29 protein-coding genes and 2 pseudogenes are annotated in these 25,115 nt (G+C 50.0%); 12 read left to right on the top strand and 19 right to left on the bottom strand.

The window, feature by feature from the left end; translation table 11 throughout:
• Positions 1-133: 133 nt before the first annotated feature.
• The 4 genes from ACYVGU_RS11440 to ACYVGU_RS11425 all read right to left on the bottom strand — a co-directional run bounded on the left by ACYVGU_RS11440 (position 134) and on the right by ACYVGU_RS11425 (position 2,496).
• The gene (locus tag ACYVGU_RS11440) at positions 134-655 is read right to left on the bottom strand and encodes a cyclic nucleotide-binding domain-containing protein (RefSeq protein ID WP_460622192.1); all 522 of its coding nucleotides are present in this window, start codon (positions 653-655) and stop codon (positions 134-136) included.
• A 99-nt stretch (positions 656-754) separates the two neighbouring features.
• Positions 755-1,093, bottom strand: a complete 339-nt coding sequence (locus ACYVGU_RS11435) for a hypothetical protein (protein WP_460615741.1) — start codon at positions 1,091-1,093, stop codon at positions 755-757.
• Between the two features lie 80 nt (positions 1,094-1,173).
• Complete coding sequence (locus ACYVGU_RS11430) at positions 1,174-1,827, bottom strand: helix-turn-helix domain-containing protein (protein WP_460622191.1); 654 nt, start codon at positions 1,825-1,827, stop codon at positions 1,174-1,176.
• A gap of 60 nt (positions 1,828-1,887) precedes the next feature.
• Positions 1,888-2,496 (bottom strand): hypothetical protein, encoded by a 609-nt coding sequence (locus tag ACYVGU_RS11425; RefSeq protein ID WP_460615739.1) that lies wholly within the window; start codon positions 2,494-2,496, stop codon positions 1,888-1,890.
• A gap of 158 nt (positions 2,497-2,654) precedes the next feature.
• On the opposite strand from ACYVGU_RS11425, the gene ACYVGU_RS11420 reads away from it, so the two are divergent.
• The 4 genes from ACYVGU_RS11420 to ACYVGU_RS11405 all read left to right on the top strand — a co-directional run bounded on the left by ACYVGU_RS11420 (position 2,655) and on the right by ACYVGU_RS11405 (position 5,767).
• Positions 2,655-3,098, top strand: coding sequence for a hypothetical protein (locus ACYVGU_RS11420; RefSeq protein WP_460622190.1), 444 nt, complete (start codon positions 2,655-2,657; stop codon positions 3,096-3,098).
• Between the two features lie 400 nt (positions 3,099-3,498).
• Complete coding sequence (locus tag ACYVGU_RS11415; protein ID WP_460622189.1) at positions 3,499-3,681, top strand: integrase core domain-containing protein; 183 nt, start codon at positions 3,499-3,501, stop codon at positions 3,679-3,681.
• A gap of 376 nt (positions 3,682-4,057) precedes the next feature.
• Positions 4,058-4,366 carry a hypothetical protein gene (locus tag ACYVGU_RS11410; RefSeq protein ID WP_460622188.1) on the top strand — a complete coding sequence of 103 codons (309 nt, stop codon included), beginning with the start codon at positions 4,058-4,060 and terminating at the stop codon, positions 4,364-4,366.
• A 615-nt stretch (positions 4,367-4,981) separates the two neighbouring features.
• Positions 4,982-5,767 carry a response regulator transcription factor gene (locus ACYVGU_RS11405; RefSeq protein WP_460615736.1) on the top strand — a complete coding sequence of 262 codons (786 nt, stop codon included), beginning with the start codon at positions 4,982-4,984 and terminating at the stop codon, positions 5,765-5,767.
• 459 nt (positions 5,768-6,226) lie between these two features.
• Here ACYVGU_RS11405 and ACYVGU_RS11400 read toward each other — a convergent pair whose 3' ends face one another.
• The 4 genes from ACYVGU_RS11400 to ACYVGU_RS11385 all read right to left on the bottom strand — a co-directional run bounded on the left by ACYVGU_RS11400 (position 6,227) and on the right by ACYVGU_RS11385 (position 8,942).
• A complete protein-coding gene (locus ACYVGU_RS11400; protein ID WP_460622187.1) occupies positions 6,227-7,453 on the bottom strand; it encodes a cupin domain-containing protein in 1,227 nt (408 codons plus the stop codon).
• A gap of 376 nt (positions 7,454-7,829) precedes the next feature.
• Positions 7,830-8,183: a hypothetical protein gene (locus ACYVGU_RS11395; protein WP_460615734.1), complete on the bottom strand. Its 354-nt coding sequence runs from the start codon at positions 8,181-8,183 to the stop codon at positions 7,830-7,832.
• Positions 8,184-8,207: 24 nt separating this feature from the next.
• Positions 8,208-8,561, bottom strand: a complete 354-nt coding sequence (locus ACYVGU_RS11390; RefSeq protein ID WP_460622186.1) for an NHLP leader peptide family RiPP precursor — start codon at positions 8,559-8,561, stop codon at positions 8,208-8,210.
• A gap of 30 nt (positions 8,562-8,591) precedes the next feature.
• Complete coding sequence (locus ACYVGU_RS11385; RefSeq protein ID WP_460615732.1) at positions 8,592-8,942, bottom strand: NHLP leader peptide family RiPP precursor; 351 nt, start codon at positions 8,940-8,942, stop codon at positions 8,592-8,594.
• A 228-nt stretch (positions 8,943-9,170) separates the two neighbouring features.
• Here ACYVGU_RS11385 and ACYVGU_RS11380 point away from each other — a divergent pair.
• Positions 9,171-9,355 (top strand): annotated as a pseudogene (locus ACYVGU_RS11380) (IS701 family transposase); the annotation flags it as partial.
• Positions 9,356-9,376: 21 nt separating this feature from the next.
• On the opposite strand, the gene ACYVGU_RS11375 reads toward ACYVGU_RS11380, so the two are convergent.
• The 7 genes from ACYVGU_RS11375 to ACYVGU_RS11345 all read right to left on the bottom strand — a co-directional run bounded on the left by ACYVGU_RS11375 (position 9,377) and on the right by ACYVGU_RS11345 (position 14,078).
• Positions 9,377-9,718, bottom strand: a complete 342-nt coding sequence (locus ACYVGU_RS11375; RefSeq protein ID WP_460615731.1) for an NHLP leader peptide family RiPP precursor — start codon at positions 9,716-9,718, stop codon at positions 9,377-9,379.
• 52 nt (positions 9,719-9,770) lie between these two features.
• Positions 9,771-10,166, bottom strand: a complete 396-nt coding sequence (locus tag ACYVGU_RS11370; protein ID WP_460615730.1) for a hypothetical protein — start codon at positions 10,164-10,166, stop codon at positions 9,771-9,773.
• 11 nt (positions 10,167-10,177) lie between these two features.
• Positions 10,178-10,402, bottom strand: coding sequence for a hypothetical protein (locus ACYVGU_RS11365; protein ID WP_460622185.1), 225 nt, complete (start codon positions 10,400-10,402; stop codon positions 10,178-10,180).
• A 53-nt stretch (positions 10,403-10,455) separates the two neighbouring features.
• Entirely contained in the window at positions 10,456-10,815 is a 360-nt protein-coding gene (locus tag ACYVGU_RS11360) for an NHLP leader peptide family RiPP precursor (protein ID WP_460615728.1), read from the bottom strand.
• A gap of 441 nt (positions 10,816-11,256) precedes the next feature.
• Positions 11,257-11,586: an NHLP leader peptide family RiPP precursor gene (locus ACYVGU_RS11355; protein WP_460615727.1), complete on the bottom strand. Its 330-nt coding sequence runs from the start codon at positions 11,584-11,586 to the stop codon at positions 11,257-11,259.
• A gap of 216 nt (positions 11,587-11,802) precedes the next feature.
• The gene (locus ACYVGU_RS11350) at positions 11,803-13,764 is read right to left on the bottom strand and encodes an adenylate/guanylate cyclase domain-containing protein (RefSeq protein ID WP_460622184.1); all 1,962 of its coding nucleotides are present in this window, start codon (positions 13,762-13,764) and stop codon (positions 11,803-11,805) included.
• A 17-nt stretch (positions 13,765-13,781) separates the two neighbouring features.
• Positions 13,782-14,078: an NHLP leader peptide family RiPP precursor gene (locus ACYVGU_RS11345; protein WP_460622183.1), complete on the bottom strand. Its 297-nt coding sequence runs from the start codon at positions 14,076-14,078 to the stop codon at positions 13,782-13,784.
• A gap of 624 nt (positions 14,079-14,702) precedes the next feature.
• On the opposite strand from ACYVGU_RS11345, the gene ACYVGU_RS11340 reads away from it, so the two are divergent.
• Positions 14,703-15,464, top strand: coding sequence for a HesA/MoeB/ThiF family protein (locus ACYVGU_RS11340; protein WP_460622182.1), 762 nt, complete (start codon positions 14,703-14,705; stop codon positions 15,462-15,464).
• Between the two features lie 319 nt (positions 15,465-15,783).
• Here ACYVGU_RS11340 and ACYVGU_RS11335 read toward each other — a convergent pair whose 3' ends face one another.
• The 4 genes and pseudogenes from ACYVGU_RS11335 to ACYVGU_RS11320 all read right to left on the bottom strand — a co-directional run bounded on the left by ACYVGU_RS11335 (position 15,784) and on the right by ACYVGU_RS11320 (position 18,976).
• Complete coding sequence (locus ACYVGU_RS11335) at positions 15,784-16,278, bottom strand: transposase (protein WP_460622181.1); 495 nt, start codon at positions 16,276-16,278, stop codon at positions 15,784-15,786.
• Between the two features lie 157 nt (positions 16,279-16,435).
• Positions 16,436-16,927 (bottom strand): annotated as a pseudogene (locus ACYVGU_RS11330) (PDDEXK nuclease domain-containing protein).
• A 202-nt stretch (positions 16,928-17,129) separates the two neighbouring features.
• Positions 17,130-17,531 (bottom strand): DUF1016 N-terminal domain-containing protein, encoded by a 402-nt coding sequence (locus ACYVGU_RS11325; RefSeq protein ID WP_460622180.1) that lies wholly within the window; start codon positions 17,529-17,531, stop codon positions 17,130-17,132.
• 191 nt (positions 17,532-17,722) lie between these two features.
• Positions 17,723-18,976, bottom strand: coding sequence for a serine hydrolase domain-containing protein (locus ACYVGU_RS11320; RefSeq protein ID WP_460622179.1), 1,254 nt, complete (start codon positions 18,974-18,976; stop codon positions 17,723-17,725).
• A 449-nt stretch (positions 18,977-19,425) separates the two neighbouring features.
• Here ACYVGU_RS11320 and ACYVGU_RS11315 point away from each other — a divergent pair, with 449 nt between their 5' ends.
• From ACYVGU_RS11315 to ACYVGU_RS11290, 6 genes are all read left to right on the top strand, one after another.
• A complete protein-coding gene (locus tag ACYVGU_RS11315) occupies positions 19,426-19,839 on the top strand; it encodes an STAS/SEC14 domain-containing protein (protein ID WP_460615720.1) in 414 nt (137 codons plus the stop codon).
• Positions 19,840-19,910: 71 nt separating this feature from the next.
• Entirely contained in the window at positions 19,911-20,345 is a 435-nt protein-coding gene (locus ACYVGU_RS11310) for a hypothetical protein (RefSeq protein WP_460622178.1), read from the top strand.
• 254 nt (positions 20,346-20,599) lie between these two features.
• Positions 20,600-20,821: a hypothetical protein gene (locus tag ACYVGU_RS11305; protein ID WP_460622177.1), complete on the top strand. Its 222-nt coding sequence runs from the start codon at positions 20,600-20,602 to the stop codon at positions 20,819-20,821.
• Between the two features lie 60 nt (positions 20,822-20,881).
• Positions 20,882-21,055 (top strand): hypothetical protein, encoded by a 174-nt coding sequence (locus ACYVGU_RS11300; protein WP_460622176.1) that lies wholly within the window; start codon positions 20,882-20,884, stop codon positions 21,053-21,055.
• Positions 21,056-21,169: 114 nt separating this feature from the next.
• A complete protein-coding gene (locus ACYVGU_RS11295) occupies positions 21,170-23,989 on the top strand; it encodes a substrate-binding domain-containing protein (RefSeq protein ID WP_460622175.1) in 2,820 nt (939 codons plus the stop codon).
• 184 nt (positions 23,990-24,173) lie between these two features.
• The gene (locus ACYVGU_RS11290; RefSeq protein WP_460622174.1) at positions 24,174-25,004 is read left to right on the top strand and encodes a carbohydrate kinase family protein; all 831 of its coding nucleotides are present in this window, start codon (positions 24,174-24,176) and stop codon (positions 25,002-25,004) included.
• The last annotated feature ends 111 nt before the right edge of the window (positions 25,005-25,115 follow it).

Raw genomic sequence — 25,115 nt, 5'->3', positions numbered from 1 at the left:
GAGGAATCTTACTCCTCCCTTTTCCTTATCATCAAGCCCCGTTACGGAGGATAAGCGAACATAGGATAACCTTAGTAGCACCAAGTACTTAACGATCTATGCTATACGTTGGGTACTACTACGACGGCTCAGGCTATACTTCTGAGAACCGATGTATGATCTGGACGAACCGCGAGCCGGCTTGAGCTACCCCATCCAAAACGACAGTTTCCAACAAGTCATCCTCTTCTGGATTTCCGAATCCAAGCTGATCGGTCGTCGCTCTCAGTCGGTTTGACAGGAACAGTGCCAGGGCGTGGTAGAAGTTAGCTTTGAATTCGGCGTCCTTTAGGAGCCGGGAATTGATCTTATCACGGGAGATCTGAAAAATGGTAGAGGGTTTGGTGACGATTACCGATACCGAAGGGGGACGAGATTCTAGAAAAGACATTTCGCCAACCATCTCACCTGATTCCAGCTTGGCGATACATTCGTTGTGGTTACTATTTGCATACACGGCTAATTGCCCTGAGATTACTATAAATAAGCTATCAATTGATTCTCCTTTGGTGATAACCCGGTCACCCGCATCCAGCATCATTCTATTGCCGTTTTGGAGCATCCATTCTACGTCTCTGTCATTTAACTGACCCAAGAAAAAAAGTACACGTTTCATAATAGTATTTATTTAGTTCTAGAAATTACTTTTGCTTCAAACAAACTTACTATGCGTTACCTAGGCATTCTGGCTAAAAAGACTGACATAAATGACATTTTACGTATTTGTATTATCTAATGAGTTATACAATGATTTATAATCGGTCATAACAAAGCCGTTACTCTTTGCCCCTGCTGCTAAGTTACCTCTGTTCAGGGTCGAGGCTTCTTCTTCAACATTCGACTTTACCGGAATATTTATATAGATATAGGACGGATCAGATTGATCGGTGACCTTAATTCGCTTTCCAGACGAAAATTTCTTTCCGAAGATCTGCTCTAGCGTTTCTTTCGGGTTGGCAAGTAAGGCTTGTTTAAACTGGTCATTTTCCCAGGCTTCGGAAATTATCCTGAATAAGACTTCTTGCCCTTTCTTTTGTTGTTCGGTCAAATCCATAGGGTTGCTTTCGTTTTATATAGCTGATTTCCACACTCAAATCAAAAATAGCTTACTTTAACTGTGAAGCCGACATCATTTCATCGTAGGGAACCCAAGAGTTCTTTTGGAGAAACACTGTACTGACTCGCAAACAGCTTCGAAAAATAATGAACGTCATTATAGCCGACTGCGTAGGCGATCTGTGGAATGGAATGATCTACAAAGTTATCAATCATCTGCTTTGCTTTGTGCAATCGCAATATGCGGATGTACTTATTAGGGGTTAGGGCCACCAGACTCAAAATTCTTCTATACAGTTGCCGTTCGCTCACGGCCATTTTATATGACAATTCACACAAGTTCAGAAAGTTGTTACTTAGGTTGTCATAAACCGCTTTTTCGAAACTCATCAACCAATCTTGATCGACCTTGGTCACTTTTTGAGGAGTTACCGCATCCATACACATCTGCCTAATATTCTCGTTAGACTCATATATTTTAAATATATCGGGACGGCTTTCATGGGTTAGGCTAAGCGATCTGGCTTTATTTTTTGCCACTATTGCTTCTATAATGTCACTTATCTCCTTAGTACTTGAAAATATAATTTCCTCTATTTTCTCTTTATTATATTCATCGCTGTTTCTTCCCGCAGCTGCAATGTTCTCCAAAGGAGCTTTGATGTTCTGAACAAGCTGCTCTAAAAGGTTGGGAGCATCCCAGTCGATGAGTATGTTTTCTGCCTGATTCATTGGTGTGATAGTTTTGGTTGAAGTAGACTTCGTTCACCCTAGTATGACTTGCGTGGATTACTACTCCACTCTCACCAAGTCTTTATTTTTATGGTAAAATCTACTCAGCCCCTGGGCACTTATTGAGATAGGAATAGTCTCTGATCCCAGGTAATTCACCGACTTGCCAATTACCCGGGTCTCGATACCAAGGAGGTTCATGATTCTCAATAGCTTACTGTCACATTCAGCGAAGGCTACACTATCTTTCTCCTTACAGATAGGCGTAACGGCGTGGACCATGAGTTTTTTGAACATCGTCTTGTCTGTATTGCTTCTGCGCGTAGCAAACCGGCCGATGTGCCAAATAAGCGGTACCTTCTCAGCGCAGTCCAGGGTGTCAATCGGGTTAATGTCGAAGATCTTCTGTAAGGGCAACTCCGCTTTGTAGTCCCACTTGGTGAGTCTTATGGAGCCTTGAATAGTACCAGATGAATCTCGAGCAATGTAAAAACTCGAGTTTTTGAGATGGTGCAACTCTTCACTGTAGATATTCTGCACGTCGCGTTGTACGTCCACCTCCGGACATAATACGGAGTGATGGCTGAAGTTCTCCCCTACTACAAACGCTGCCAACTCACTGAGTAGTCCCAGCTCTAACTGCCCCAAGTAATTTTGAGTAATATTCATATTTTGTATAGGGTTTAGACTCAAATAAACCCTAGACCAAGGGTAACATAGCTACACTAAATTGTAGTTTACAAAAGAGAGCTGAACAACTACACTTTGTAGTCGTAATAGGAGATGGTCTAGCTAAGCGAGAAAATATTGGATGGTATTTTCCGCCTGTGGAAAAGCCCGATAACTGCCGTAAGTATGACGCGGCCTTCCGCACGGAAACTCTGCGAATAGTGGCCGAGAGCCGCTCGACCCCAGTGGGCGCTCGTGCCTTGAACCTGGACCCCAAGCTGCTCTTCCAGTGGCCGCGTGACGCCCTGCCGGCCGGCCCGGCCGAGGTGCTCGAAGAGCGTCAGTTACGCGTGGCCAACCGGTGGCTGGCGCAAGAGTTGGAGATTTCCAAACAAGCCATTCCTCTTTTCTTCGGCTATCCCACCGACGCTAGGAGTTGCTATCCCTTTATAGATCAGCAGCGCGGTAGCTATTGCGTACGGCTACGCTACCAGGTAGTGGAAGTGGCCCCCGCCGTTATTACGCTGGGCGCAAACAAGCCCCTCGCCCGCTACCAGCGCGGCGTCCGTGGTGTGGGAAGCGGCGCTGGAAAACACCTTTAGCTGCTGCCCAAGCGCTACAGCACCCGTCGCCTGCGTGTCGAATTGCGGTAAAGAGGCCACCGCGTGGGCCCAACCGCTTGCTTGACCAGCCGGCTCCGAACTGCCCGAATTAGGTCTGGGTCAGCGATTTCACTTAGTTGCTCCTGTCCTCGGGAGCGTGGGCCTACGTGTACGCGTTCCAGGACAGCTTTACCCGCCAGGTGGTAGGCTGACAAGAGCGCGAGCCCCCCCCTTAAAGGTCTGTGATCAGTGCCTTGTGCTGGACTCTGCTAGCCCCGCATAAGGTGCGGGTGGTCTGCTGGTGCATTCTAACCGAGGCGGGCAGTATTGCGGTAACGCCTATCGGGTCTTGCTGGCTGCATATGATGGTCTAGGCTCCTAAAGTCGGCGGTCCGAGTACTTGGAAAATGCGCCGGCCGAGAGCTTGTGGTTGCAGCGCAAAGCCGAAGAACTTAAAGCGCGGGAGAGGCATGTTTTCCGCGACCTGGCCGATGCACACCAAAGCGTGGCCGCCTATTTTGACTACTATAACCACGACCGTCGCCACTCGGCGGTAGCCTATCAAAGCTCTCGGACCTTTTAGCTTCCACAACTTAAAAATACATCCCCAAACTGTCCTGCTTAACCGGACCATCTCACCTACATGGTATTCGGAGATTTTCAAGTAGATTCAGGCACACGAATATTCATCAGTAGGTTACGGAAGTCCACAACGGCTTGATAGTAAGCGTGACACAAGATTGGCACGTTCTATTCGTCGCTAAGCTTCAACCGTCACATTTGCTACTATAAGCCGGAACCACTCCGGAAGCAAAAGGGGTGAGTATTTGCCAAAATCCTGATTGTGCAAATAAGCTCGGCCACAGACCGCAGATCCTTGACGAATGAAACTACTCCGTTGGCAATACGTCGTACTCCCCAAAGTTTGAACAGTTTCTGGCGAATATCTTAGTTAGCCTATGAATCCAAAACGTACCCATCATCGCTTCACTGCCGAGTTCAGGGCGGAATTGTCCCTGGCTGCCCGGACAGAGTGGCATCCCTTGGCCGAACTAACCGCCCGTTACCACTTGTCGGTGGCGCAAATCAATTGCGGGAAGTTGCATTTGCGCCGGCAGGCGGTGCACGTCTTGGCCGAGCCTATTGTGCCCATGGTGCCACCACCAGACGCCGAGCCGCTTTACGTGGCTATCGGGCTCTTGCAGATGAAAAACCAGTTGCTAAAAAAAACGCGGGCCCCAAGCGTGCAACCTAACTACGCGCCGTAGTTGGGTTGCTCGCTTGGGGCTTGGTAGAGATCCGCTACCAGGTGTTTTTGCGCCCGGCGAGATATTCCGTCAACGCAAAACGGGCGCGCCGGCTGGTGCGGCTTATGGGAAAGGGGCCGGTCTACCCCAAACCGTGCTTATCGGTGGCGGGCCAAGGCAGCATACGCTATCCGTACCTGTTAGGGGTGCGAGTATTGGATGCGCCCATGAGGTCTGGAGCACTGATATCACCTATGTTCCCATGGCCACAGGCGTCCTCTACCTGGTGCCTGTGCTCGACTGGTACACGCCCGACATCTGGCTGCCAAATCAGCAGGGCCGGGCGCGGCCACATCACTGACAATGCCTTGATTGAGCGCCTATGGCGTTCCGTCAATTGGGAATCCGTCTACCTCAACCTAGCCATTGACGACCAGCACCTCTAGGAGCAACTGCATGCCTACTTCACCTACTCCCATCACTAGCTCCCCCACCAAGAGCTCAACGGCCAAACGCCGGCTCAGGTGTTCGCCTCAACCCTACTTGTGTCCTACTTGACAACGGCCTCCTAAACTGCCCAGATTTTGGGCAGTGATACAATAGTTGATTTCACTGAATGTAACTTCAAACAGTAAGATGAAGGAAGTAAGCGAGTTTTTTAACGGTGCCAACACCATTTCTGACATCGATCAGAAAAACGGACAGCAATTTAATTATCTGGACTGTATAAAAGCTTTTGCCATAGCTACTTACAGTAGTATCTATGTGATAGACTACATGAAACAGGGGTTTGAGTACGTCTCCGATAACCCTTTATTCTTGTGTGGCAACACCGCGACCCAGGTGCAGGAAATGGGGTACAACTACTACTTCAAGTACGTTCCCGAAAAGGACCTGGAGTTGTTGCTGAAAATTAATACGGTAGGATTTGAGTTTTATGAGAAAATCCCATTAGAAGACCGCGGTAATTACTCAATCTCATATGACTTCCATCTAAGAAACCAAGAGGGAAAGCTAATATTAATCAATCAGAAACTGACTCCTATATTCTTTAACGACGAAGGAAAGATCTGGAAGGCATTGTGTGTCGTTTCCCTCTCATCTGAGCGAACCGAAGGTAATATTAGAATTCACAAGAGTGGAGAAAACAAGGTCTACACATACGACCTTCAGGAAAATGTATGGCGACCTGACCAGAAGATAAAGCTATCGGATAGGGAAACGGAAATTTTACAACTGTCCGGTAGAGGTCATACAATTAATGAAATTTCTGAAATGCTTTTTGTATCTCCCGATACTGTTAAATTTCACCGGAGAAAGCTGTTTGAGAAGATGGGCGTAAACAGTATGACTGAGGCCATCTCTTACGCGGTAAACAATAACCTTAATATATTTTGGCAAGTAAAGCCTACAAAGTCTTGATATTTTTTACGATAAAATAAATTAAATATTTTTTCTATTTTAAAATTTAATCGAGCGCAGACTGCACGCATTGGCGGTGCTGCTGGCCACCATTGTGGATGTGCACCTGAAGTACGGCAAGTACCTTTCCCTGAAGAGCTACTTGGCCAAGCAATAACGCCAGCCTAGCCCTAAAGCATCAGCTTAACGTATCGAGCCAGAGGTTTTCCCCTATGTATTTATCCGCACCCTCTAGTGGATCGCCACCCCGCCATGGAGTACTGCTCGTTAGCATGCAGCCCTTGACTCACGTGTTGGGATCAAGGCAGCGCTCCTCACGGGGCTTGTCGGGCGGAGCCAGTTAGAGCAGGTGGGGACACTTTGCCGGACCGCCCTTGTGGAACGGATCAATCCCCAAGGTAGGTTGACTGCACTTTTCACATTTGCTGACCCGTTTTGGGATAAGCTCTTAATATGTAACTAATTGACAACTTTAAGCAACCCACCTCTAACAAGCCTTTTCGCTAATTTCAATTTATTTTCGTCAGTTAAAAATGGAATATCAATAACGGAGAAAACACCTTCTTGTTGTGATATAAATTCTAGTGAATTTGTAATTTGAGAAGGTCCTTTTATCGTATTTCCTTGAAATATAATCCTTGCTCCAGAAATATTATTAGTAACTTTAGAGGTTACACCATCTCTTTTTGAAAGATAAGAATCTAATTTGATGTGGTTTGACTTGTCTAAACTTAAGAAATGACCATCTGGTTTTGGTTGTTCTTTTGTTCTAAACTCTTCTTCCAATATATTCAAAGAACCTTCAATGTTATGTTTTTGAAAAACTTGCTGTAAAATAGTTATAAAATCTAATTCAGTATCAGAAGATAATAAATTTTCATTTTTAGATTTTAAATATCCAATAGGGAGTGCTCTGCGTAATTCTATATGTTGTTGACTTAAATTTATTAACGATTTTGCAATGAAATCAATCCATTGTGTAGAATGAACGCCGATAGTAATGTGCATCGACGACTTATCCGTGGTATAAGCTTCATGAGGAACTCCACGTGGCATATACAGAATATCCCCTGCTCGCATTGTAATTTCTTTTGCACCCGTAAGATGTTCTCTTTGAAAAACAGGTTGAAAACTGTTTAAAAGTGGTGTTTTGAAATGAGTATCATCATACAAGATCCAATGTTTTTCTCCTGAAATTTGCAGTGCAAAAACGTCATGTGAATCATAATGGGGAGAAAGAGCCTTTTCGTTTTCGGGAGTTAGATAAAGATTTGCTACAGTATTGTGGCTCATATAATTCCTTATATTTTCCACAAGCATTTTAATTGGATCCCAAAAACGTTGAATCTCATTAACTACAATAGTATAACCGTCAGCATAAGCTGCGTAAAGTTGATTCAAATTTAAGCTCCCGTCAGGGTTTTCATAAATAGTGGGATTCATAGGTTGCTGGCTTTTGACAACCCTTAAACTATTGCCTCTAGGACGATTATATGCTAAAAGACTATCTAAGTCCTCAATTGAGAATAATGATGAAAAAAAATCGGGATTATCTCTGTTGATATGTATAAACTGCTTCTCCCAATAATGAGCTTCAAAATCTTCGATGCTGATTGGCTGAATTAAATCAGAAAACCCTTTCAGTTTAGCTTGAGTTTCAGTGTTTGCTTCCATAGCCTTTTTCATTTGTTTTAAGTTCTTTTTTATAAATACTAGTTGACTAAAAATAAGCTTTTTATATTTTAGAAAAGCTATAATTGTTTAAAAGAATCTTACAGTTACATAAATATATTAAGGATAACATTATATCTTTTTATTTTTTATTTTCATAAAAGATATAAAGAGACTGACCGATACTAATAAAACAGAAGACCCCAACAAAAACAACTTAAATGCATTATTGTGAAATGCATAGCTAATAGGAATTAGCAAAGCCCCTATTATTAGCAAAACAAAAGGATTTAGATTCTTCATGTTTATTAAAAATGAATTTTACAATAATTAAAAAATCTGATGACAAAATTTATTTTTTTGTCATCAGATTTTTTAATCAAATAATGTATTACATATGTGTACCAACCCAGATGCCTGCACCTAAAGCGGCACCTCCAATAAGGACACATATAGCAGCTGTACCAGCAATCTCTCCACCAGAAATCATTTCGAGTTGCTCATCTGTCAACTCTAATTCATCAACTTTTATTTTAGCTGGGATGTTTAAGTAAATATGGTTTAAACTTGTTTGGTCCTCAACCACTATACTAACATTTTTTTGCAATTTATTTCCGGTAAAATCCTCAATTGTTTCCACCGGGTTGCTGATCAAACGTTCTTTGAAAAGTGTATCTTCATGTGCTTTTTGCACTAAATCACTTGTCAACTTTTGGCCCCTAACTTGTTGTTCTTGCGTAAGCATTTTATTAGTCTTTTTAAATGTTTATTAATCCCACGCTTGACCTATGGCTATTCCAGCTGCGAATAAGGTTACAACGCCAAAACCTATTGCGGCCGCTACTGCAACCTCCCCACCAGCAATCGTTTCTAATTGTTCATCGGTCAACTCCATTTCATCATAATTGGGTTTCCTTGGTATATTTAGAAAAATGACCGATGGATTAGTTTGGTCTTCTACTACAACTTTCACATTTTCTGCTAATTTATGCCCCGTGACTGATTCAATGGTAGATACAGGGTTTTTCACTAGTTGATCTTTGAAAGAAGAACTTTCCCACGCTTTATGTGCCAACGTTTTAATTAACTCTGCACCTTGCTTTTGCTTTTCTGATGTTGTCATGATAATAAAATGTTTATTTTATTGGTATATTTATATAGTTGTGAAGATAGTAGGTGGAAAACACCCTCCTGGATTATTAAAAATATCAGGAATACACCCAATTGTCCCATCAACTCCTCCAGCTACAGCTTCCAATTGTTCTTCGTTCAACTCTACATCTGCGAGATTTTTTGGCTGAGCAGGAATGTTAATATAAACAGTAGACTCATCGGTTTGGTCTCTTACAACCAGCATCTGTCCTTCTGACAAGTTGAGTTTCTGGCCCGTCAATTTCTCAATTGCTTCTACTGGACTTGCCATCAACTCTTGTTTGAATTGGGCATCTTCCCAAGCTTTTTGTACGACTTTAGCGTACAAATTTTGACTTTGTGTAAATTCCATGTGGTTGATTGTTGAATTGTTAAGAATAGATTAAAATTTCATTGAAGTTGAAGAAATACCGAAGTAGTGAATAATACGCCAAGTAAGGCAACTACAGAATTAGCTATATCATTAATAGCTCCTAGTGCTTATTTACGTGACGAAACCACCACCTTACGCCATTACTTCCTGTATTCGGACGTTACGCACTACTTCGTCGCAGTTGGCGCAGGCATTCGCTCCTTCCTATTGGGGAACTCGCCCACCAAAAAGCCGAATACCCAAGCCAACCATTTCTTCGCCCCAATCCTGGCTTACAGCAAGTTGAAGGCGCTCAAAGTGCGACACGGAATCGGTCATTTTCGACTAAAGCCCAACTTTATTTAGCTGGATCCAAAGCTATGAACCAAGAATCGGCGCAATTCACCGCGTAACATCAGTAAATAAGTACCCTACTACGTTGTTGCCCAGATATAAACATCAACAGTCTTATTAACTATATAATTGACTATTTGAGCTTCAGCATATCCATTTCCACCTGCAACCGTTTCTAGTTGCTCTTCAGTCAGCTCTACATTATCAATGTCGATTTTTTTCGGAATATTAAAATAAACTGTAGAAGGATCTGTTTGATCTACTACTACTAGTTTTTGTCCTTCCGATAACTTAAGCTTCTGGCCAGCAAACTTCTCCATTGTTGCTACTGGATTTTTCAGCAATTCCTCCTTGAATTGAGCATCCTCCCAGGCTTTTTGTATAATTTCTGCGTTTATTTTTTGTTCTGTTGCAACTTCCATTGATTTGAATAATTAAACGTTAAATTAAGCTGGCTGTCAATAACTAAGCACCCTACGCCATTACTTCCTGCGTTCGGACGTTACGCACCACTTCGTCGCAGTTGGCGCAGGCATTCGCTCCTTCCTGATGATACCATCGGCAGCGGGTGCGGATGGCGCAGGCGACGAGCGTCGCATCGGCTTGGCGGTTCATGGCTTCAACAATTTTACCCACTAGACCGCAACTGGTGTTTTGCGAACTCCAGTGGCCACAACCAGTTTTAGCGCAGTTGCTGGCAAACCGAAACCTTTCTTCGGGCTGGCGGACCTGCTGGCGGGCGGTATCAACGAACGTCTGGTCAACAATGACTGGTTCTTCGAGGTACTGAATATGGCCGGTAGCATCCTGAATACCGAAAAGAGCGGCACCGGGCTTAGCAGTTGAGCTGGGACAGAGTAGAGAAGCCATGACGGACCCGTTTAGTACTCTGCAGGTGCCGGGAAATCTGGTGTCAGCATGCCCAGTGCGGGGATGTCGATGAGAGCACTAATTTTACCGGGGTCAGCTCCTCCACTGATTTGCTCCAGCACATCATCAGTAAGTTGGCCTTCCTCATCGACCTCAGCGAGTTTCTGCATGAACTCTTCCTGATTTTCTGCGTCTTTTTTCAACGCATCGACCTTGTCGTTAATTGAATTTTTCACAATCTATTTTGATTAATGTAGATGATTTATTTTACTGTGTTCAATCGTTTTGACTACGAAAGAACATCACCATAAATCGGGATAACAGGACCAGTGGTGTAAGGAGGGAAGACAGGCGTTGGCAGGAATATACCCCCACCGACAAGCCCCCCGCCGGCCACGGCTTCCAATTGATCTTCGTTCAACTCGACATCCTCCGTGTTTGGCTTAGCCGGAATATTAATATACACTGTGGACTCGTTGGTCTGATCGCGCACTACCAGGGTCTTGCCTTCGGGCAGGTTGAGTTTATGGCCAGTGGCTTTCTCAATAGCTTCGGCAGGATTAGCCATCAACTCGCTTTTGAATTGGGCATCTTCCCAAGCTTTTTGTACGATTTCAGCGTACACTTTTTGACTTTGTGTAAATTCCATGTGATTGATTGGTAAAAGATTGATTTTAGATTTGGACTTTTTTTTTAAAACTGATTATTAGTAGAGCACGAAATCTATGATAGAGGGGATCGATGGGCATAGTGGGAGGATCATGAATCAGAATACCAATGATCGAACCTGTGAGGGTAGTCTTGAAAATGTAGTGCTTCCTAAATCGGCGCTAATTGAGTAGAGAGCCGTTATAATGGTTAGGGGGCTGATTATCCAAGTGCCGAAAACTTATTCAGCATTATACTTCGGCGGTGGTATAAAGCGTGATGATGCCATTTTGCACCTCTAGTAAATCATCGTGATGGGACGCTGATAGAGCTATTTTATCTCGTCACGAAGAAGAGTAATCACTATGCTTTATACCACCGCATACATGTATAAAACTTATATTATCAAGTAATTGAATTAAATTAATTAACTAACTAACTTTTAAATATTAAAACACTGTTTTAATGAAGGAAATAAACTGCTGACAAAATCAGTCCAGATTTTATGCCCGCCACCCGCTATTTCTTCGAGCTGATCTTCTGTTAGCTCCAGACTCTCCACCTCGGGCTCTACCGGTATGTTTACGTATATCTTAGATTTGTCGGTCTGGTCTGTAATTACCAAAGTCTTTCCCTCCGGTATCACCACCTTAACTCCGGTCAACTTTTCTATTGCCGTTATCGGATCTACCTGTAGCTCTTTTCTAAAGCTGGTATCTTCCCAGGCTTTAGATATGATTGCTTCTATAATATCTCGTTTTCTCTGTTCCATTTCCTAATTAGTATGACACAAATTTGATTAATTATTTTCTTATAAATTTGCCAAAATAACTGTCATAAATATCAACTCTTATTTCTTGCTATTCCTAAAAATAAAACCAGTTTGTTTATCGTTCCTGATATTAATAACGTTTGATACTGTAAAAATATATTGGGTGTTACCTGTAAACCTGCCAAGTAAACTGAAAAAAATGCGGGTATATCCTGATTAAGCCACGACCTGAGCTACGCTGCACTTCTCTACGAAGTACATGACTGCCTCCCCTTTGCCCTTAGCCTGGATGTAGCCTCTGTATTCAAACGAGAAGCAGTCTTCGTCTTTTATGATCTGGTACAGCGTCTCGCTAATATTTACTTTCCCGACCATGCCGCTGCTCTCCATCCGGCTGGCCGTGTTGACCGTGTCCCCCCATACGTCGTACTGGAACTTCCTCACCCCAACGATCCCGGCAACGATCGGCCCAATGTGGATGCCCAGCCTCATTTCAAAGGCGGGGCGATTTGTCCGGTGGCCCTCTATGGCTCTATTCTTAATAAATTCCTGCATCTCAAGTCCGGCCAACACGATGTTTCTGGTTGAGTCCTTGTCCGACTTGGGAATGCCCCCTGCCGCCATATAGGCGTCACCAATGGTTTTTATCTTCTCGATCTGGTATTTCTCGGTAATCAGGTCGAATGCTTTAAAGCATATATTTATCTCCTCCACCAAGCTCTGGGGAGTCATCTTCTCGGCGGTCTGAGTGAAGGACTTGAAGTCGGTGAACAGGATCGACACTAGATCATAATCCCGAGCACTCACATTGCCTTTCTCCTTGAGTTCCTCCGCAATTTCTTCCGGAAGGATGTTTAGTAATAAAGTATCGGATCGGTCCTTCTCGGTTTGTAAAGCCGACTTTGACTTCCTGGTATAGGTTAGCCGGTTCCACAAGGCAGCCGCCATCAGGACCACAAAGCACAAGGAGATGACGATGATGTTTCTGGTCTTCTCTCTGCGCCGTACATCCTCTTTGTGCTTGAGCTGAACGACGTATTCTTTTTTGACGTAGGCAATGCTATCGACCAGCTGCTGCTTCTGGAACTCCATGCCCATTATCCTGTTGGACGTTTCTGCTAAGTTCAGGCTGTCCTCGTACGCATTGGCTTGCTCATAATAGCGCAGTGCCTGCTGATTGTTACCTAATGACTTATGTGCCTGATACAGGCAATCACATCCACTCTTCTTTTGGGACATAGATCCCAGTTTTTCGGCCAATCTCAAGCCATCTTGGCATTTCACTATTGAACTCCTGTACTTTCCCAACATATGCATAATGCCGCCAATGGCAATCTGCGATTCACTTTGGTACTGCAATCTGCCTACTTCATTTGAATAAGCTAAGCAACGAGTGTAATAGGGCAATGCCTGTTTGTAGTCTGACTTACTGTAGAACAAATCACCTAAACTAGCGAGTGCTGTGATTTGCAATTGCTTATCCTTCTCCTTATCAGCAATTTGTAATGCTTTGGTAAGGTTCTCGAATGCACTATCGTACCTTCCTTCTTTGGCATACACATTCCCTATTGGTATTAGGGTTTCGCAAATGTTTTTCTGATCGTTTAACTTTTTATGAAGAGCATAGGATTTGCGAAAGTGTTCCATCGCATTCTTGTAGTCCTTACCCTCCATGTAAATCAGTCCTATGTTTCGAATAGCTACAGCCAGATTTTCTTTCTCTCCAACTTCCTCAAACATAACAATAGCTTGCCTGTAGTAATCTAATGCTTTGAGATAGTCTCCAGAGGTATTATATACACTGCCTATATTATTTAGAAGTGCTGCCACTCCTTTTATATATTTAGATTTTTTATATGACTCAATACTCTTCTTGAAGAAGAATATTGTCTTGGAATAGTCGCCTTGAAAATAATATATTACTGCAATGTAGTTGAAGCAATCTCCTATTTTCTTGTGATTATCAGTGCGGCCATATAGTTTAATACTTTTTTGGAAAAGTGACAGCGATTGCTCGTATTTTTGAGAATGTAAATATTTTTCACCAAGGCTAAAAAGACTGTCGACTGATGCTTGGCTAGTAAAGGAATTTGCCTCTTTATTGAGCTGTAGGGAGTCAGATTGCGCATATAACGCTTCTCCTGGTCCTTTTGCCAGAACCAGGAGAAGCACTAACATACATATCTGAAATATTCTCACGGTTTGAATATCAAATTCCCACCTTCTAAGCCGCCTGCCACAATATCCAACTGTTCTTCACTCAGTTCCACATCTTCTGTGCTTTGAATAGATGGAAGGTTGATGAAAATAGTAAAAGGATCTGTTTGATCAACGACTACTAATTTCATCCCTTTGGGGAGAGTAACTCGACTTTCTAAAAAGGTTTCTATAACCTCTGTAGGATTTTGTAATAAGTTTTTCTTAAACTGAGCATCTTCTTCTGCTTTTTTAGCCAGTCTCTGCAGGAAAAATTGATCATTTAGCTGTTCCATAATCTTTTTTGGGTTATGTGATTAATTATTTAGTGATAATACATTTATGACTCTGAGATCATTTCGTTTCGAGAAATAAGTTCTTCTATTATCACATTCACGTTTTTCCAGTTCATGATCACGATGGGAAGTAGCGCAAACGGAACGATGACTAAAGAAGTGAATCCTTACTTATACCACGAGTATAAGCTTACAATCAGGAGTACAGCCAGTATCTCGGTATAGAAATACTGTTGCCGCTACGCAACACTTTGCTGCTCATGTTCTGCATCTTGTTGCCTTTCATCGCATCAGTTGGTTTTAAAAACCTGCACTGTGCAGGCGCGTGATAGTTAAAAAGGGTATTCAACATGTTGATAGATGGCAGGTAATGACCGTAAGATTGGCCGTCGTTAGTGCTGTTGCCAAGACCAATATATCACTCCATAATCGTGCTGTTGGAGTTTCATCGCTCAACGGCTCTTTCCCATTCAAGGAAACTCGATTGCTTGCTGAGCAAAACTCTATCATTTTTTTGCGACATAACTGACAAATAGATCGACAAAACCCATATATATGCGGGAATACGTCAGTTTACAGAGTGGATGCCGAAACAAAGAATACGCAAACTCATTTATACGAATCGTGCAACAGCGTTACGTTCGAAATAGAATCTACCTGACAAGGGAGGAGCAAAACCTGATACAAGCCACACCAATCTTGCTGGGTGGGGCGGGCATTGGGAGTGTGATCGCCGAATGTTTAGTGCGGTTTGGCTTTGAAACCATCACGCTGATTGATGGCGACGTGGTCGAGCTGTCTAACCTCAACCGGCAGAACTACATAGAATCAGACCTAGCAATCCCTAAAGTAGAGGCTCTGAAAAACAGGTTAATTGCTATCAACAGCAACGCCAAAATCACCACTCATAACTGTTTCATAACACCCGATACCATTCAGGACTTCGTGCCAGGCCACACGATAGCCATAAATGCATTGGATTTCTCGTCAGATGTCCCTCTGTTATTCGACAGCGTATGCCAGGAACACGACATCCCCGTCTTGCACCCGTATAATTTGGGATGGAGTGCCCTGGTCATGGTAATCACCCGGGACATTGGTCTGGATTCCTTGCGAGTAGCCGATCGGCCGTTCAATGAGCTAAGTGTTGTGCAGTACGTATCAGACTACATGAGACGCAATAACAGTCCACAGGAATGGCTCGATGAGACGATAAGAGAGTACACGGCAGAAGTAGAGCAACTTTCTCCTCCCCAATTGTCAATAGCTTCCTGGTTAGCAGCAGGAGTCTGCACGAAGATAATCTTCGATCTTGTTACGGAGAGATCAGTAAAGAAATTCCCGGAGTTCTATTTGACCTCAATTTGGGACGCTGATGCTGTGTAGAATCACGAACAAGACTTCCGAATAATTATGAAACCCAGAATGACAACCCAGTTTTGTTCTTATTAAACGGTCGTGGCTGTTGCATAACTCTGAGTCGGTGTTGGGGTGAATGCCGCTTGGCGTTCCGCCATTTCCGTCGACTCTGATGCCGCAGGCAAGTATTACTGTTGGTGGTGCGAGCGGCCTTGGCAGGATGATGGCCAAGCGCATGGTTTGTACGGGACGATAGCGAATCAGCTTCTTGAAGTTATAACCGATGGCCGCTAAGAGCATGGACTGTTGCGCCCCGGCCGCGCACATTGGTGCGGCGCAGCCCATACTAGTGCAGCAAGTGGCCAAACACGGGTTCGACCGTGCTCTGGCGCACCCGGCGCATGTTCTGCCCTTGCCGGCTGCGCTGCCGGTGCCAGGCCCGACGATACGCGGCATCGAATGCGGAGCGATTCAGCTGCTTGTGGTCGGCGGAGGGCACCCAGTTCGTTTTGCAAGGGCAGTGCTGGCAATCCTGATAGTAGGCCCGATAGTGTTTTAACCAGTTGCCATCGGCCGAGAGCCGATACTTGCGAAAGGGCAGCGTCTTACCGGCTCGGCATCGATATTCGTCAGCGGTTTCGTGGTAGGTAAAGCCATTGGAGTACCCGGGGTCGGCGACTAGGTCCTGTAGCTGCAACTCATTGCGCGCCAGACGCTGCTGCACCTGTTGCACGATCGTGGGCAAATACCGGCTGTCGCGCGCATGGGCTGAGTCGGCCTGCACATGGCTGATCACGTCATACGCCGTAAAAACGTATAACCCTTCTGGGAAGCTACCCATGACCGTACCTGGATCGCCCTCCGGAAACTAAGCCGAGTGGAACACAGGAACACGACCAAGCAGTGGCCGGCATCTGCGCACGATCATCCCCGTGCGCTGGTATACGATCTACCCCTGCTACGGGCAACTGCCATCCCCGGTGGTCCCTCTCTAAGTGTTAACGGGCGACACGCATTGTTTCCCGAAGGCCCAAACAGGTAATGCGTACTTGCTTCGCCTCGCTTACTTCGCTGTCTAACCGCTGCTGCTCTCGTTGTAGAAAGGTGCGCAGCTCGGCTTCACTCGGTAGGCCGATCTGGTAATTGCTCACGAACAGCTGCTCGGACAGCCCCGTAGTGGCGTAGCGCACAAGCGAGTCATTTTTCTGGGCGCACAGGATGAGGCCGACGGGTGGGTTGTCGCCCGCACTCATCTCGTGCTCGCGGTAGTAGTTCAAGTACACGTTCATCTGCCCGGCGTCGGCATGCTAGAACGCACCGATCTTCAGATCGACCAGCACGTGGCACTTTAGGATCCGATGATAAAATACTAGCTCCACGTACAGGTGCTTATTGTCGAAGGTCAGCCGCTTCTGCCGGGCTTCGAAGCAAAAGCCACGCCCCAGGTCCAGCAGGAAGGTCTGCAGGTGATCGATAATGGCCTGCTCCAACTCGCTTTCGCTGTAGCTGGGTCGTTGCTCCAGGCCGAGGAATTCGAGGACATAGGGTTTTTCACCACGTCCCCTACCGGCAGGGGCTGCGTGCCGGCGGCATGGGCCTCGAGCACCGCCGTTCTGTCGGTGGAGAGTCCCGTGCGCTCATACAAGGCCGAGTGAATCGCGCGTTTCAACTCGCGCACCGACCAGTGGTTGCTCACGCTTTGCACCTCGTAAAAGGCCCGTTGCAACGGCGATTCAGCGCGACTAATTCGATAAAATGCGAGAAGCTTAGCCGCTGCTGCAAGCGGGCGGGCCCGAGGCCGACGGGCACCGTGGTCGGCGGCAATTGGTCAGACACTGTCCGACCAATTGCCGGCAGGGATAGGCCGGCGAGCTGAAGGGTGCTAGCCTGCTCACGCAGCAGCGGATAGGTTTGATATACCTCCAGGTTGGTCTGGGAGAGGCCTGGTACGCCCCGCGCCCGCAAGGCACGCGCCAACTGCGCTAATAAGCGCTGGCCATACGTTGCCCGGTCCTGGACCGCTTGCTCGTATTCCGACACGTAATAGCCGACCAGCCAATTACGCGCGGTGAGCCAGTAATTGACTTGCTGCACGGCGGCGCGCTGCGTGGTGGTGTGCTACTAAGCCAGTTGTTCCGCCAGGTCGAGAAAGGTGCTGTCGGGCATAGGAACGAAGATACAGCCAGGCCTTCTTACAGCAACGGGGAAATACAATTACTCCAAGGGGTTTTGCCGCAACTGACCGAACGATTACGACTGCCGCCAAGACCCTATTCCGCCTAGTTCTAGTTTACTGCTGAGCGACCCAGACGGTGCTCGTATTTGGCCAGCGTGTTCCAGATGGCGTACATGGCGACCTCCGAAGCCCGGCCGGTCAGATTGGTGTTCAACAGCAACAGCCGACCAATGCCGGTTTTGGGGTCAAAAAACAGCAGCGTCACCACGCCGGGGTCGCCGCCGGTGTGGCCGATGTAGCCCGTGTAGCCAAAGCCCATGAACACGCCCACGTTGTAGGATTCACTGAAGGGGTTACGCTCGTTGCGCTCCTCGAAATTGGTTGCCCCCAGCTGGGGGCGAAAATAGTCGCGGTAGCTCGCCGGCTGCAACACCGTGCCCTGCCCCTGGTAGCCCCGAATGAGCTCGCGCAGGTACCGGCTCATGTCGGCCACGGACGAGATGAACCCGCCATCGGGGTAAGTGGTCAGCGAGTAAAACGGCAAGGGCACGGCCGGGGCCTGGTACGGCCGCGCGTACCGGGTGAAATCGACGGCCCCAACCTGCCACCCCGACGCCCGCATGCGCAGCGGCCGGGTCAGGTAGCGGGCCGTAAAGGCTGAAAAGGGCTGGCCGGTGGCCAATTCCACCACGTACGCCGCCAGGCACGTGCCCACGTTGGAGTATTCGTACAGCTCACCGGGCCGGCGGGCCAGAAAGCTCTGGGCCTGGTACCACTTGCCTGGCGGGGTGAGCACGTTTTGCAGAAACACGGGCAGGGCCACCGCCGAATCGGCGGAGATAAACGTCTGCTCATCCCGAAAGGTCCGCGGCAAGCCCGCGAGCGGTTGGCCGGGCTTGAGGTAAAGATTCTTGCTCAGGTAGTAGTCGTTGTCGCGGATGCTGGAGGTGTGAGTAGCTAACTGCCGGAGCGTAATCGGCACGTCGGGAAAGGCCGGGTTGACGACCGGAAAGGGCAAGTACTTATTAACGGGGTCGTCCAGGGTAAGCTTGCCGAGTTCCTGGGCCTTGAGCAGGGCCAGCCCGACCACCGTTTTGCTCACTGAGGCAATGGGTTGGCGGGTGTGTACGTCGTAGGGCGTGCGGGCCTCGGCGTCAGCGAAGCCAAAGCCGTGCTGATAAAGCGCCCCCTGGCCTGTCACGATGGCCACCCCAAAGCCGGTGAAATGGCCCTGGCTCCGCAACGTTTCCAGTTCGGCCGTCAAGGAGTCTTGTGCGGCGCGCCGGTGGGAGGACTGCGCGGCTCCTGGCGTGGCGAGGCCGAAAGCAAGGCAGCATAGCGAGATAGTAAGGATTCTAAGCACGAAATAGGATAGAAAGGAATGAACACGACCATTAGATAGTACTGGCCGTAAATAAAAGGCATTTTTCATCCTGATGGCTAACCAGCCCGAGATGGTGTCTTCATGGGACTTAGAGTAATTTTAACCGCCCACTGCTTTAAGCAGGCCAGCCAGGAAACAGAAGGCAGGTAGAGTAGACCCGTTTCGATGGCTAGGAAGTTCCTGCTTAAAATGAAACCTAGGGCTACCTTCCTCTTTGAGACAATCATTGCCCACCACTTGGGGAAGTGCTAGGCCTGCTTAGCACAAAAAGCACGACATATTCTTTGCTCGAGAGGCCCTGGTCTGGCAGGACACCCCAGCTTTTTTCTCATTCCCAACCCCGCTTGCTAGTGCGGTGCTCATGAGCTTTTTCGCCGCCGGGTAGGACGGCTGACGGTTTTGATGAGACCAATGGCGTACTTTGCAGTATGAAGCAAGAGCTACACAATGCCACGGGCCGGGTCTACCTTACCATCGAAACCGACCCGGTGAACCGGTGGGTCGCGGTGGATTGGAAGGGCTACCTGACCGCCGACAGTATTAAGACCGGGGCCAAGGCGTACACCGATGCCCTGGCCGCCGCCGGCTTCTCGTGCGTGCTCAACGATACGCGCTCCGTGCGCGGGCCCTGGGACCATTCCATGGATTGGGTTATCAACGAGTGGGCCCCCAATGCCGCCGCCGCCGGCCTGACGCATTTCGCCCTGATTTCTACCCCGGAGACCCTCGCCGATGGGTCGGCCGCCGCGTTCTACGCTCAGCTCACGGCCTTCCAAGCCGAAGTGTTCGACAACCTGGACGACGCCCAGGCCTGGTTGCGCCCGTTCTGCAACCAACCATAGGCTATACGCCGCGTTTCCTACCGGCTCTAGCCGTCTGGCGCCCCGGTTAAGAAATACCTAACTCCACCCAAATGCCCGAAGAAATTATTCTGGCTGAACCCTACGGCTCCGTTCTTGCCGATGCCCAGGTGCCCTGCGTCATCGTGCAGTTCCACGGTTTCGCCAACACAACCGAGTTCAAGAACATCATGGAAACCGGCTTGGCCTACTACCGGGTTCACAGCCAAGTGTTGCGGCCCTGGGGCTGGATCGGGGACGTGCGCCAGATGGGGGCCATTCCCCAAGCCGTGCAGCAGTGGCTGACCACCGACTGGAACCGGCGAGCTTTCAGCGCCGGCATCCGCGAGGTAAGCATCGTGCTATCCGCCAACGTGCTGGGCCAACTGGCCACGCAGCACTACGTTAAGAGCACGCACGCCCAGCTGGACCAGTACGAAATCAACTCCGCCTTTTACCCTTCCTTGGAGGCCGCCAAGCAGGGAGCCCGGGAAGCCCTGCGGCGCTAATGCTCCCGGCAGCGAGCGCCTGCTGGATCACCTCGGCCGGCACAAAAAGGTCGGCGCCGCTATACTGCGCAATACTTACACAAAGCGCAGTCGGGAGAAGTCAGGGGGTGGTGGCTCCCAAGCTGCGAAGTGCCGCTTTTAGGGTCAAGCAGGAAAGCTGGCATTAAAGAGATCTTGTTTTAATGTTAAGGCGGCCGCTTTAGGTTGGTTTTGATCCGGGCTAAGTAAGCTAACGTTGCTTACGCCGTTTTTTAATGCTAAACCGGCCGCTGTATTCCATTACCCCTTTCCGGGATGTGCCGTGGGACGCCTCACCGGAACTGCCCATTGCCCAGGAGCTATGGGGCGCGGCGGACGTGCTGGAGCAGTTGGGGCAGGTCCGCGAAGCCCTGGGCCGGCTGCACGGCCGCAGCATCGCCATCCCCAACCAGGGGCTGCTGGTGACGGCAGGAAGCCAAGGCCTCCAGCGCCATTGAAACAACTTCACCACGGACGACGAGCTGTACCGGGCTTTCAGCGAAACCACGGCCGAGCAGGTGGAAGCTCCCGTCAAGGAAGTGCTGCGCCACCGCGATGCCCTGTGGAGCGGCTATGAGTATCTGAAATCCGGCACCGGTTTCTCCCGCAACTACTTTGTGCGCATGTGCCGGGAAATCAAGCAGGTCGAGGAAGGCCTCCGGCCGCCGTTTTCCCCCACCATCATCCGCTAGGGCTGAGGCCGCTTGGTGACAGCCTAGCACGCGTAGCCCGAGAAGCTGCGTGGAACCAAGTATATTTGATCGGGTAGCATTATTCCTCGCTACTGGCTTAGGTTGCTTCTTCCCGTGAAAAGAGTACAAGATCATCGGTTCAGCTGGGGGTGGATGTTCGTGCTGGCCGTGGTATTCCTGGCCGGCTGCACCCACCCGCCGAAGAAGGCGGCGTATCGAATTGGCTTTGCGCAGTGTAGTACCGCGGGCCCCTGGCGGCAAGCCATGTTGGACGGGATGCGGCGGGAACTAAGCTTCCATCCGGAGGTGGAGTTAAAGATGACGGATGCCCAGGATAACAGCCAGCGGCAGCAGCAGCAGATACAAGCCTTTGTGCAAGAGGGCGTTGACCTGCTGATAGTCTCGCCTTACGAATCAGCGCCGGTTACCCCGGCCGTGGAGGAAGCCATGCGGCGCGGCATTCCCGTGCTGCTGCTCGACCGGCGCACCGCCTCCCCCCACTATACGGCGTATGTGGGCGGTGACAACCAGGCCGTCGGGCAGACAGCGGCCCGCTACGCCGCGGCCTTACTTAACCAGCAGGGCAGCGTAATTGAGATTTTAGGCACTCCCGGCTCCTCCGCGACCTCCGACCGGCACCTGGGGTTTGCGCGGGCCCTGCAGGCCTACCCCCGCCTGCGCGTTGCCGGGCAGGTGACGGGCAACTGGCAGGAAAAAACCCTCAAGCCCGCCCTGACTTCCCTGCTGCGCCAACACCCCGAGGTCAACTTAATTTTCGCCCACAACGACGCCATGGGCCGGGGGGCCTACGAAGTGTGCCAGCTGTTGGGCCGCACCACCCAGATTCGTATCATTGGCGTGGACGGACTTTACGGCAAGGGCGAGGGCCTGGACTTTGTGCAGCGCGGAATTCTCACGGCCTCCCTGCTGTACTCTCCCGGAGGGGAAGAAGCCATTCGTACGGCCCTGAAAATTCTGCGCCGCCACCCCTTCCAGCGCGAGAACACCCTGGGCACGATCGTCATCGACTCTACCAACGTGGTAACCATGCAGCAGCAAACCACCCAGATGGTAAGCCAGCAGCACGATGTCGAGCGCCAGCAAACCCTGCTGCAGTCCCTGCGGGCCACTTATGCCAGCCAGCAGACCATCCTCTACGGGCTGCTGCTGACCTTGCTCGGGGCCGTCACCCTCGGGGTGATGGCCTGGGGCTCGTCCCGGAAAAATCGCCTGATTAACCGGCAGCTGGCCCTGCAGAACGCGGAAAACGACAAGATCAACCGCCAGCTCCAGGTGCAGAATGAAGAAATTTTGCAGCAGCGCAACCAGCTGGAGGCCCTGGCCGAAAGAAGCCGGGCGGACACGGAGGCCAAGCTGCGGTTTTTCACTAACTTCTCCCACGAACTGCGCACTCCCCTCACGCTTATTCTGGGTCCGGTCGAAGAGCTGCTTACCAGCAGCCCGGATCTTACCGCTCCCCAGCGCCAAGATCTGGCACTGGTGCGCCGCAACACCCAGCGCCTGCTCCAGCTGGTTAATCAGCTCCTGGACTTTCGCAAAATCGAGGTGGGCAAAATGACCGTGCGCGCCTCGGAAGGCAACCTGGTCGCCTTTGTGCGGGAAATTGTAGATGCCTTTGAAAAGCCCGCCCGCCTGCGCGGGGTGCAAATCAAGTTTCTGGCGGCTGAGCCGGTATTGCCAGTGTGGTTTGACGGCAATATTCTGGACAAGGTATTTTTCAACCTGCTGTCCAACGCCCTGAAGTTTACCCCGGATCAAGGGCAGATCACCATCAGCCTGCAACCCACCGAAAACGGCAAGTCGGTCCGGGTCAGTGTCGAGGATACGGGCCGTGGCATCAGCGACCAGGACCAGGCCCATATTTTCGAATGGTTTTACCAGGGCGAGCAGGGGCCCGTCGCTAAGGGCTCGGGCATGGGCCTGGCTTTGGCCCAGGGGTTGGTGCGCCTGCACCAGGGCCAGCTGACGTTCAGCAGTCAACCGGGGCTGGGCAGCACCTTCGCCGTATCCTTGCCCCGGGAGCTGCCGGAGTCCCTGCGCACCCCGGCCCCGGTGGGCTCCCTCCTGCTGAGCACCGACGAACCGGAGCTGCTGGAGGGGATCGCCCTGGGCGCCGAGCTGCCGCAGCCCGCGCTTCCCAGCGCCGGGGAAACCCTGGTGCTGGTAATTGAGGATAACTCCGACGTCAACGATTTTCTGTCCCGCAAGCTGCGGACCGACTTCCGGGTGCAAAGCGCCCGTGATGGGCACGCCGGCCTACGCCTGGCCACGGACTTGATCCCGGACCTGATTGTCTGCGACGTGATGATGCCCGGCTTAAGCGGGCTGGAAGTGGTAGCGCAGCTGCGCGAGGACTGGCGCACCTCGCACATTCCCATCGTGCTGCTGACGGCGCGCACGGCCCCCGAGCAGCAGCTGGAGGGCGTGCAGGCCGGGGCCGACCTGTACCTGACCAAGCCCTTCAACCCCACCTTCCTGCTGGAAAGCATCCGCACCCTGCTGGCCAACCGCAGCCGGCAGCGCGAGCACTTCCGACGGGAGCTGTCCCTGGATACGGTAACGGTGGCAGCCACCAAACCCGACCAGAAATTCCTGGCCGATTTGACGGCCATTGTCGAAGCGAACCTGACCCGCTCCGACCTGACCGTGGAAGACATTGCCCGCAGCCTGGGCATTTCCCGCATGCAGCTTTACCGCAAAGTCAAGGCGGTGCTGGGCACCGGGGTCACGGACTTTATCCAGAGCCTGCGCCTGACCAAGGCCCGAGAACTGCTGCTGGATGAATCGCTGACGATTGCCGAAGTTGCCTACGAGCTGGGCTTTTCTTCCCCCTCCTACTTCTCGGCCAGCTTTAAAGCCCACTACCAGATGGCCCCTTCCGAGTTCCGGAGCCTGCACGTTGCCCCCCACTAGTGCAATAATTTCAACAGGGTCGTTACATACGTGCTACCCAAACTCCGAATCACCCCGGGGGTTTTCTATTTTATATTTCTGTATTTCAAACGGTTACGGATATTGTCGCCGGTGAACGTATTTTGATACAATCCTTTTATCCCTGAGCTGGGAGAAGGCGGACTTTTGTGTAAAGCCCGCTTCCATGAACCCTTCAGCCGCCATCGTTTGCATCGGAGAATGCCTCTGGGATATGCTGCCTACCGGCCGCCGTCCGGGTGGGGCGCCCCTGAACGTGGCCGCCCAGCTCGGCCGCCTGGGCCAGCCGGTCCAGCTGATCAGCCGGGTGGGCAACGATGAGCTGGGGGCCGAGCTGCTGGCCTGCCTGCCCGGGTTCGGGCTGGGCAGTGAGCTGATTCAGCGCAGCCAGACCCACCTGACGGGGGTCGTGAAAGTAAACCTGTCGGCGGGGCATCGGCAGTACAAGATTGTGGAGCCGGTCGCCTGGGATTACCTCCAGCATACGGAGGAGCTGCGCGCTGCCGTAGCCAGCGGGCGGATGCTGGTGTACGGCTCCCTGGCCGCCCGTAACCCGGTAACCCGGGAAACCCTCTACCGCCTGCTGCAGGTTGCCTCCTACAAGGTGTTTGATGTGAATTTGCGGCGCCCGCACTATTCCCGCCTGGTCGTAAACTACCTCCTGCGTCAGGCCGATTTGGTTAAGCTTACCCTTGCGGAGCTGGAGCAGATTATGGACTGGCACGGGCAGGAAGCCACGGTTGCTACTGCCCTACCCTGGCTGGCGGCCCACTACCAGCTGGATGCGGTGTGCCTGTACCAGGAAGCCAGCCAGGTTACCCTCTGGCAGGCGCCCCAGCTTCACACGGCGGAGCTGCCCCGGCGGGAAAGCCCGGATGAGCTCGGCCGCAGCGACGTATTTCTCGGCCGCCTGCTGGCCCACTGGGGTCAGGAAAGCGCTGCTGCCTGCCTGCAGGCGGCCTGCGCGGCCACCTTCCCGGCGGCAGCCGGGCCCTAAGTCCCAGCCCACGGTAGCGTACCTGACTGCACAGCGAATTTTCATACTCCACAAGCCAGAGAACACTCTGGTTCTGAGATATTTCTCCCACTTTACTTAATTCCCTGCTTC

Source organism: Hymenobacter tenuis, from assembly GCF_054780495.1.
This window is presented reverse-complemented; position numbering and strand designations above follow the sequence as displayed.

Excerpts from the sequence above, each read along its gene's own strand:
- ACYVGU_RS11440 (WP_460622192.1), bottom strand. The coding sequence starts at position 655 with ATGAAACGTGTACTTTTTTTCTTGGGTCAGTTAAATGACAGAGACGTA.
- ACYVGU_RS11435 (WP_460615741.1), bottom strand. The coding sequence starts at position 1,093 with ATGGATTTGACCGAACAACAAAAGAAAGGGCAAGAAGTCTTATTCAGG.
- ACYVGU_RS11430 (WP_460622191.1), bottom strand. The coding sequence starts at position 1,827 with ATGAATCAGGCAGAAAACATACTCATCGACTGGGATGCTCCCAACCTT.
- ACYVGU_RS11425 (WP_460615739.1), bottom strand. The coding sequence starts at position 2,496 with ATGAATATTACTCAAAATTACTTGGGGCAGTTAGAGCTGGGACTACTC.
- ACYVGU_RS11410 (WP_460622188.1), top strand. The coding sequence starts at position 4,058 with ATGAATCCAAAACGTACCCATCATCGCTTCACTGCCGAGTTCAGGGCG.
- ACYVGU_RS11405 (WP_460615736.1), top strand. The coding sequence starts at position 4,982 with ATGAAGGAAGTAAGCGAGTTTTTTAACGGTGCCAACACCATTTCTGAC.
- ACYVGU_RS11400 (WP_460622187.1), bottom strand. The coding sequence starts at position 7,453 with ATGAAAAAGGCTATGGAAGCAAACACTGAAACTCAAGCTAAACTGAAA.
- ACYVGU_RS11395 (WP_460615734.1), bottom strand. The coding sequence starts at position 8,183 with ATGCTTACGCAAGAACAACAAGTTAGGGGCCAAAAGTTGACAAGTGAT.
- ACYVGU_RS11390 (WP_460622186.1), bottom strand. The coding sequence starts at position 8,561 with ATGACAACATCAGAAAAGCAAAAGCAAGGTGCAGAGTTAATTAAAACG.
- ACYVGU_RS11385 (WP_460615732.1), bottom strand. The coding sequence starts at position 8,942 with ATGGAATTTACACAAAGTCAAAATTTGTACGCTAAAGTCGTACAAAAA.
- ACYVGU_RS11375 (WP_460615731.1), bottom strand. The coding sequence starts at position 9,718 with ATGGAAGTTGCAACAGAACAAAAAATAAACGCAGAAATTATACAAAAA.
- ACYVGU_RS11370 (WP_460615730.1), bottom strand. The coding sequence starts at position 10,166 with ATGGCTTCTCTACTCTGTCCCAGCTCAACTGCTAAGCCCGGTGCCGCT.
- ACYVGU_RS11360 (WP_460615728.1), bottom strand. The coding sequence starts at position 10,815 with ATGGAATTTACACAAAGTCAAAAAGTGTACGCTGAAATCGTACAAAAA.
- ACYVGU_RS11355 (WP_460615727.1), bottom strand. The coding sequence starts at position 11,586 with ATGGAACAGAGAAAACGAGATATTATAGAAGCAATCATATCTAAAGCC.
- ACYVGU_RS11350 (WP_460622184.1), bottom strand. The coding sequence starts at position 13,764 with ATGTTAGTGCTTCTCCTGGTTCTGGCAAAAGGACCAGGAGAAGCGTTA.
- ACYVGU_RS11345 (WP_460622183.1), bottom strand. The coding sequence starts at position 14,078 with ATGGAACAGCTAAATGATCAATTTTTCCTGCAGAGACTGGCTAAAAAA.
- ACYVGU_RS11335 (WP_460622181.1), bottom strand. The coding sequence starts at position 16,278 with ATGGGTAGCTTCCCAGAAGGGTTATACGTTTTTACGGCGTATGACGTG.
- ACYVGU_RS11315 (WP_460615720.1), top strand. The coding sequence starts at position 19,426 with ATGAAGCAAGAGCTACACAATGCCACGGGCCGGGTCTACCTTACCATC.
- ACYVGU_RS11310 (WP_460622178.1), top strand. The coding sequence starts at position 19,911 with ATGCCCGAAGAAATTATTCTGGCTGAACCCTACGGCTCCGTTCTTGCC.
- ACYVGU_RS11305 (WP_460622177.1), top strand. The coding sequence starts at position 20,600 with ATGCTAAACCGGCCGCTGTATTCCATTACCCCTTTCCGGGATGTGCCG.
- ACYVGU_RS11290 (WP_460622174.1), top strand. The coding sequence starts at position 24,174 with ATGAACCCTTCAGCCGCCATCGTTTGCATCGGAGAATGCCTCTGGGAT.